Annotated in this window: 4 protein-coding genes; all 4 read left to right on the top strand. The window is 45.7% G+C overall.

Annotation, left to right across the window (positions count from 1 at the left end; genetic code table 11):
• On the top strand, positions 1 to 3,488 hold a 3,488-nt coding region (gene rpoB / locus QZ147_RS06895; RefSeq protein WP_295148587.1), incomplete at its 5' end, for a DNA-directed RNA polymerase subunit beta.
• The gene (gene rpoC / locus QZ147_RS06890; RefSeq protein ID WP_295148584.1) at positions 3,481 to 7,986 is read left to right on the top strand and encodes a DNA-directed RNA polymerase subunit beta'; all 4,506 of its coding nucleotides are present in this window, start codon (positions 3,481 to 3,483) and stop codon (positions 7,984 to 7,986) included. The genes rpoB and rpoC, both read left to right, overlap by 8 nt.
• A gap of 84 nt (positions 7,987 to 8,070) precedes the next feature.
• The gene (locus tag QZ147_RS06885) at positions 8,071 to 8,454 is read left to right on the top strand and encodes a DoxX family protein (protein ID WP_295148581.1); all 384 of its coding nucleotides are present in this window, start codon (positions 8,071 to 8,073) and stop codon (positions 8,452 to 8,454) included.
• Between the two features lie 76 nt (positions 8,455 to 8,530).
• A complete protein-coding gene (rpsL, locus tag QZ147_RS06880; protein ID WP_295148579.1) occupies positions 8,531 to 8,920 on the top strand; it encodes a 30S ribosomal protein S12 in 390 nt (129 codons plus the stop codon).
• The last annotated feature ends 51 nt before the right edge of the window (positions 8,921 to 8,971 follow it).

Genomic DNA, 8,971 nt, shown 5'->3' with positions numbered 1-8,971 from the left:
AACAAGATATTATAAAATTATTTTACCCGATCCAAACTCTAAGCGTAAAAAACAATAAATTTTTAACTCCGTTTAATCTTGACGATTTCTTAGGCAGGGTCGAGTACGACATAAAAGACGAAAGCGGTAAAATTTTACACGAAGCGGGCAAACGCCTTACTAAGAAAAAGGCTGATAAATTAATAGAAGACGGTTTAAAATTCGTAGAATATCCGACCGAGGTTTTGATCGGCAGATACCTTGCGAGTCCGGTTATCGATAAAGAAAGCGGCGAGGTGATTTACGATACCCTAGCACAGCTCGATGAAAATAAATTGGTTAAAATTTTAAGTGAGCAAGAGAGTATAGAGATAATCAATAACTCGGCTTCGGGCGTCGACGATGCGATCATAAATTCCTTTATCGCAGACAACGAGACGTTAAAGCTTTTAAAACAAACCGAGGGCGTCGACGATGAAAATGATCTATCCGCGATTAGAATTTACAAGGTAATGCGTCCGGGCGAGCCGGTGGTAAAAGAGGCGGCAAAAGTATTCGTAAACGACATATTTTTTAATCCGGAAAGATACGATCTAACGAAAGTAGGTCGTATGAAGATGAATCACAAGCTCGGACTTGACGTACCCGAATACGTAACGGTATTAACCAGCGAGGATATTATCAAAACCGCAAAATATCTAATCAAGGTTAAAAACGGGCAAGGTCATATCGACGATCGCGACCACTTAGGAAATCGCCGAATTCGCTCCATCGGCGAGCTTTTGGCGAACGAGTTGCATCTAGGCTTCGTAAAAATGCAAAAGGCGATCCGCGATAAATTTATGAGTCTAAGCAATAATATAGACGAAATCATGCCTTACGACTTAGTTAATCCAAAGATGATAACCGCCACGATCATGGAATTTTTTACGGGCGGTCAGCTAAGCCAATTTATGGATCAGACGAATCCTCTTAGCGAAGTTACCCATAAGCGCCGCTTATCGGCCTTGGGCGAAGGAGGCTTAGTAAAAGAACGCGCAGGCTTTGAGGTGCGCGACGTACACCCGACTCACTACGGACGAATTTGCCCGGTGGAGACGCCCGAAGGTCAAAATATCGGTCTAATTAACACTCTTTCGACATACGCGAAAGTAAATGAGCTAGGTTTCGTCGAGGCTCCGTATAAAAAGGTCGAAGGCGGAAAAGTAATCGATGAAATCGTATATTTAACCGCTACGCAAGAAGAGGGAAACGTAATCGCTCCCGCATCTACGAAATTAGACGAAAACGGCTATATAATCGAGGATCTAATCGAAGTTAGAAAAGAGGGCGAAATGGTGCTTGCGCGCCGCGAGGACGTTACGCTAATCGATCTTTGCTCGGGAATGATCGCCGGCGTCGCCGCATCGCTCATTCCTTTCTTAGAGCACGACGACGCGAATCGCGCCCTAATGGGTTCGAATATGCAGCGCCAAGCCGTACCGCTTCTTCGCTCTACCGCGCCTATCGTGGGGACGGGTATGGAGAGTATTATCGCCCGCGACGCTTGGGAGAGCATAAAGGCGCGTAGAAGCGGCGTAGTCGAGAAGGTGGATAATAAAAACATATTTATTTTGGGCGAAGACGAAGCCGGTCCTTATATAGACCACTACTCTATCGAGAAGAATTTACGCACAAACCAAAATACGACCTTTTCGCAGCACCCTATCGTTAAAAAGGGCGAAGAGGTAAAAGCCGGTCAAATAATCGCCGACGGCCCTAGTATGGAAAAAGGTGAGCTAGCCATCGGTAAAAACGCCTTAATAGCGTTTATGCCTTGGAACGGCTACAACTACGAGGACGCGATCGTAATTAGCGAAAAGATGATTAAAGACGACGAATTTACGAGCGTACACGTTTATGAAAAAGAGATCGAGGCCCGCGAATTAAAGGACGGCGTCGAGGAGATTACCAAAGATATTCCTAATATTAAAGAAGAAGATTTAATGCATCTTGACGAGAGCGGGATTATTAAAATCGGAACGCAGGTAAAACCCGGCATGATTCTAGTCGGTAAGGTTTCTCCAAAAGGCGAGGTCAAGCCGACGCCCGAGGAGCGCTTGCTACGCGCAATTTTCGGCGAGAAAGCCGGACACGTCGTAAATAAATCTCTTTACGCTTCGGCATCGCTTGAAGGCGTAGTAGTAGACGTCAAAATTTTTACCAAAAAAGGCCACGAAAAAGACGTTAGAACGCATAAGGCTTACGAGGACGAAAAGGCGCTTTTAGAAAAAGAGCATCACGATAGACTGTTAATGCTAGACCGCGAAGAAATGCTAAAAGTAACGTCGCTTCTATCTAAAAACGAGTTAGCTAGCGAGCAAGAAGTAGGTAAGAAAAAATACAAAAAAGGCTCGAAAATAGACAAAGCCGACCTTGAAAATATTAACCGGTTTACGCTAAACGCTATCGTAAAGAGCTTTTCAAAAGAGGTTCAGAAAAAATACGACGAACTTAAAAATTACTTCCAAAACGAAAAGAAAAAGCTAAAAGAAGAGCACGACGCGAAGATTGAAATTTTAGAAAAAGACGACATTTTGCCGAGCGGCGTGGTCAAGCTCGTAAAAGTCTATATCGCCACCAAACGCAAACTAAAAGTGGGCGATAAAATGGCGGGTCGTCACGGAAATAAAGGTATCGTTTCAAATATCGTTCCCGAAGTCGATATGCCGTATCTACCTAGCGGACAAATCGTAGATATCGTACTAAATCCGCTAGGCGTTCCGTCTCGTATGAATATAGGTCAAATTTTAGAAAGTCACTTGGGTCTCGTCGGCTATAGGCTAGGTGAGCAGATAGCCCAAATTTTCGAGGAAAAGAAGGGCGAATGGATTAAAAATTTACGAGCTAAAATGATCGAGATCGCGAGCGTATCGAAGCTAATGGATGCAAAAAACGTTTTAGGCAAGATGAGCGACGATAAATTATTAGAATACGCAAGAGATTGGTCAAAAGGCGTAAGGTTCGCTACGCCGATTTTTGAAGGCGTAAAAGCCGATGAATTCGCTAAATTATTTGAAATGGCTAAAATCGATAGCGACGGTAAGACTGAGCTTTACGACGGACGTACGGGTTCTAAAATTCGCGAGCGCGTAAACGTCGGTTGTATGTATATGTTAAAACTTCACCACTTAGTCGACGAAAAAGTTCACGCAAGAAGCACCGGTCCTTACAGTTTGGTCACGCAGCAGCCCGTCGGCGGTAAGGCGCTTTTCGGCGGACAAAGATTCGGAGAGATGGAAGTTTGGGCGCTTGAAGCTTACGGAGCGGCTCATACGCTAAGAGAGATGCTAACCGTAAAATCCGACGACGTCGAAGGACGCTTGTCTGCCTATAAAGCGCTAACGCGCGGCGAGAACGTACCTGAAACCGGGATTCCCGAAACGTTCTTCGTTTTAACGAACGAGCTAAAATCGTTGGCGCTAGACGTAGAAGTATATGATGAGGACGAAACAAATGAAGATGAGTAATTTAAAACCCGTTGAGATAAAAGAGGAACGCAGGCCGCGCGATTTTGAAGCGTTTCAGCTTCGCTTGGCAAGCCCCGAGAGGATAAAATCTTGGAGCTACGGCGAAGTCAAAAAGCCGGAAACTATTAATTACCGCACGCTAAAACCGGAGCGCGACGGTCTATTTTGTGCTAAAATTTTCGGACCTATCCGCGACTACGAGTGCCTTTGTGGCAAGTATAAAAAGATGCGCTATAAGGGCATTAAATGCGAAAAGTGCGGCGTCGAAGTTACTAGTTCGAAAGTTCGCCGCTCTCGCATGGGCCATATCGAGCTCGTTACGCCAGTGGCTCATATCTGGTACGTAAATTCTCTCCCGAGCCGTATAGGAACGCTACTGGGTATAAAGATGAAAGATTTGGAGCGCGTGCTTTATTACGAAGCTTATATCGTAGAAAACTCCGGCGACGCGTTTTACGATAACGAGAATTCTAAAAAAGTAGAAAAATACGACGTTTTAAACGAAGAGCAATATCAAATGTTGGCGTCTCGTTTTGAGGACGGCGGATTTAGCGCTAGGATGGGCGGCGAAGTTATTCACGATATGCTCGCCGAGCTTGATTTGATGCAAATTTTAGAGCAGTTAAAAGTAGAGATTGAATCTACGAATTCGGAAGCCAAGAAAAAAACTATCGTCAAACGCCTAAAAGTTATAGAAAGCTTTTTAAATTCGGGCAACCGCCCTGAGTGGATGATGATTACTAATCTGCCGGTTCTACCGCCCGATCTTCGTCCGCTAGTTAGCCTTGACGGCGGAAAATTCGCGGTTTCGGACGTAAACGATCTTTACCGCCGCGTAATTAATAGAAATAGCCGTTTAAAACGCCTACTTGAACTCGATGCGCCGGAAATTATCATCCGCAACGAAAAGCGTATGTTGCAAGAAGCCGTAGACGCGCTATTCGATAACGGACGCCGCGCAAACGCCGTAAAAGGCGCAAATAAACGCCCGTTAAAATCGCTTTCCGAAATTATTAAGGGTAAGCAAGGCCGCTTCCGTCAAAATTTGCTCGGTAAACGCGTCGACTTTTCGGGTCGTTCGGTTATCGTGGTCGGACCGAAACTAAGAATGGATCAGTGCGGTTTACCTAAGCGTATGGCTCTTGAGCTATTTAAGCCGCATCTGCTAGCTCGCCTTGAAGAAAAAGGCTACGCCACTACCGTAAAACAAGCTAAAAAGATGATAGAGGATAAGACGAACGAGGTCTGGGAGTGCTTAGAGGAGGTCGTTAAGGACCATCCGGTCATGCTAAACCGCGCTCCGACGCTTCACAAACTATCTATCCAGGCGTTTCACCCGGTGCTCGTCGAGGGTAAGGCTATTCAGCTACATCCGCTAGTTTGCGCCGCATTTAACGCGGACTTCGACGGCGACCAAATGGCCGTTCATGTGCCGCTATCGCAGGAAGCTATCGCAGAGTGCAAAATTTTGATGCTTAGCTCGATGAACATCTTGCTTCCTGCAAGCGGTAAGGCCATCACGGTTCCTAGCCAAGATATGGTTCTAGGGATTTATTACCTAAGCTTGGAGCGTAGCGACGAAAAAGGCGCAAATAAAATTTTCTCAGGCGTCGATGAAGTAATGATAGCTGAGGAAGCCCACACGCTAGGTCTTCATGCAAAAATTAAAACCGTAGTCGACGGTAAGACAATATTTACGACCGCGGGCCGCCTGATACTCCGCGCGATACTTCCTGAATTTGTTCCCGATAATATGTGGAATAAAATCATGAAGAAAAAAGATATCGCAAGCCTAGTCGACTATGTTTACAGAAACGGCGGACTCGAAGTAACGGCGGATTTTCTAGATAAGCTTAAAAATTTAGGCTTCCGCTACGCGACGAAAGCGGGTATTTCAATCTCGATCGCCGATATCATCGTACCTAATAGCAAAGAAAAACATATCGACGAAGCTAAGAAAAAAGTTCGCGAAATTCAGCGTCAATACGGCGCCGGATTGCTAACGGATTCGGAAAGATATAATAAAATCGTCGATATTTGGACCGATACCAATAACGTCGTAGCCAGCGAAATGATGAAACTAATTCAAGGCGATAAAGGCGGGTTTAACTCGATTTATATGATGGCGGACTCTGGCGCAAGGGGCTCTGCGGCGCAAATCCGCCAGCTAGCCGGTATGCGCGGTTTGATGGCGAAGCCGGACGGCTCGATTATCGAGACGCCGATCGTTTCGAATTTCCGCGAGGGTCTAAATATGATGGAGTACTTCATCTCGACCCACGGTGCGCGTAAAGGACTTGCCGATACCGCGTTAAAAACCGCAAACGCCGGTTACTTAACCCGCAAGCTAATCGACGTCGCGCAAAACGTAAAGGTTACTATGCACGACTGCGGTACTCACGAGGGAGTAGAGATTACGGATATTACCGAAAACGGCGAACTAATAGAAAGCCTAGAAGAGCGCGTACTGGGTCGCGTGCTAGCCGACGACGTGATCGATCCGATAACGAACGAAATTTTATTCGCCGAAGGTACGCTACTAGACGAAGAAAAAGCGCGCGCGATAGGCGAGGCGGGCATAAAAGCCGTAAGTATTAGAACGCCGATTACGTGCAAAGCGCCAAAAGGCGTATGCGCTAAGTGCTACGGTATAAATCTAGGCGAAGGTAAGTTGGTAAAACCGGGCGAAGCCGTAGGTATCATCTCGGCTCAGTCTATCGGCGAACCGGGAACGCAGCTAACGCTAAGAACGTTTCACATCGGCGGTACGGCGTCTACCGAGCAGCAAGATCGCCAAGTCGTCGCGCAAAAAGAGGGCTTTATACGCTACTATAATTTAAATACGTATGAAAACAACGGTAAGCGAATCGTCGCCAATCGCCGAAGCGCGGCGGTGCTTTTGGTCGAGCCTAAAATTAAATCACCTATCGACGGTAAAATCGAGATCGAATTTGCCCACGAGGACGTAAATATTACGATTAAGGGCAAAAAAGATGAAGCTAAATACACCGTTCGCAGAAGCGATATAGCAAAGCCGAACGAGCTAGCGGGCGTTAGCGGTAAAATCGAAGGTAAAATATATCTGCCTTACGCAAACGGAGATAAGGTCAAAGAAAACGAAAGTATCGTCGAGATAATTAAAGAGGGCTGGAACGTGCCTAATCGTATTCCGTTTGCGGGCGAGCTTAAAATTTCGGACGGAGACCCGGTTACGCAGAAAATTTCGGCGGGCGCTAGCGGCGTGATTAAATTTTTTATCTTAAAAGGCGATTATTTAGACCGCGTTAAGGATATTAAAAAAGGCTATAAAGTAACCGAGAAAGGTTTATTCGTCGTAGTTTCGGATAAAGACGGCAGAGAGGCGGTCCGCCACTATGTGCCTAGAAATTCCATAATCCAACTAGACGACAACTCCGCGGTGGACGCAAAGACTATTATTGCGCTACCTGAAAGTAGCGACAAGTTAGTTATCGCCGAATGGGATCCTTATTCTACTCCGATTATCGCCGAAGAAGCGGGCGTCGTAAGCTTTGAGGACATAGAGCCGGGATATAGCGCGTCAGAGCAGTTTGACGAGGCTACCGGTCAGAGCCGATTGGTCATCAACGAATACTTGCCTAGCGGCGTGAAGCCGACTATCGTAGTAGCTACGAAAGACGGGCTAATCCGCTATCAGCTCGATCCTAAGACCGCGATTTTCGTTTCCGACGGAGCCGAGGTAGCGCAAGCCGACGTCCTAGCTAAAACTCCAAAAGCCGTCGCAAAATCAAAAGATATTACGGGCGGTCTTCCGAGAGTTTCCGAGCTATTTGAGGCGCGCAAGCCTAAAAATACGGCGATCGTCGCGGAAATCGACGGCGTTGTGAGATTCGATAAGCCGCTCCGCTCAAAAGAGCGCGTTATAATCGAAGCCGAAGACGGCTCGTCGGCTGAATATCTGATCGAGAAAAGCCGTCAAATTCAAGTAAGAAGCGGAGAATTCGTACACGCTGGCGAAAAGCTAACCGACGGATTGATTTCGAGCCACGATATTTTAAGAATTTTAGGCGAGAAGGCGTTGCATTATTATTTGATTAGCGAAATTCAGCAAGTTTATCGCCGCCAAGGCGTTGCGATTGCGGATAAGCATATCGAAATCATCGTATCTCAGATGCTTCGCCAAGTAAAAATCGTAGATAGCGGAAATACGAATTTCATCGTGGGCGATCTTATCTCTCGTAATAAATTTAAAGAGGAAAACGAGCGCATTATGAAAATGGGGGGAGAGCCTGCGATCGCGGAGCCGATACTTCTAGGCGTTACGCGCGCGGCTATCGGAAGCGATAGCGTGATCTCTGCGGCATCGTTCCAAGAGACGACGAAGGTTCTAACCGAAGCTTCGATAGCGGCGAAATTCGACTATTTAGAAGACCTTAAAGAAAACGTTATTTTGGGACGTATGATCCCTGTGGGAACGGGTCTTTATAAAGACAAAAAAGTTAAAATCAAACAGCTTTAAAATTTTAAGCCTCCGTAAAATTTCGGAGGCTTAATCTTAAATTTTACTCTCTTAATCTCTTCAAATTTTGTTTTAAGGATTTTTATGAAAAACCATGATTTGGGATTACTATTTATTAGACTAGGTCTTGGAATTTGTCTTTTTTTTCACGGCTTTGCCAAAATTTTAAACGGCGTAGGCGGAGTAAAGACGATAATCGCAAAGTCGGGACTACCCGAAATTTTAGCTTACGGGTCGTATGTAGGTGAAGTGCTGGCGCCGTTAATGATAATTATCGGTTTTTATTCGCGCTTTGCGGCGGGCATAATAATCGCGTCTAGCGTGTTTATACTTTACGTCGCGTATCCGAATTTGCTCGAAACGCTTTCTCACGGCGGATTGAGGGCTGAAATTTTGTACCTTTATATCGCATCGGCGCTTTGCGTGATACTTAGCGGTAGCGGAAAGTATGCGGTTAAGCAAGATTAGCGCCTTTAACCGACATTTAAGTAAAATTTAAATAGAATACAACCCTTTTTAATAAATTTAGTTGAAAGGAATTACTGTGCCAACCATAAATCAATTGGTCAGAAACGAACGCAAGAAATTGACTCATAAGTCAAAATCTCCGGCGTTAAAAAATTGTCCTCAAAGAAGGGGAGTTTGTACTAGGGTCTATACTACGACTCCTAAAAAGCCGAACTCCGCGTTGAGAAAAGTTGCCAAAGTTAGGCTTACGAGCGGTTTTGAAGTCATCAGCTATATCGGCGGCGAAGGTCATAACCTGCAAGAACACAGCATCGTGCTAGTGCGCGGCGGTCGTGTTAAGGACTTGCCTGGCGTTAAATACCACATCGTACGCGGCGCTCTTGATACAGCCGGCGTTGCGAAAAGAACAGTCTCTCGCTCTAAATACGGCGCAAAACGTCCAAAAGCGGGCGCCGCAAAGAAATAATTTAGGTTCGCAGACCTTGCCATTAGCGGCATAGGTTTGAGTAAAATTTAA

Source organism: uncultured Campylobacter sp. (assembly GCF_905371695.1).
Taxonomy (GTDB): Bacteria; Campylobacterota; Campylobacteria; order Campylobacterales; family Campylobacteraceae; genus Campylobacter_A.
Note: the sequence above shows the minus strand (reverse complement) of the source record. Positions and strands in the feature narration are given on the sequence as shown.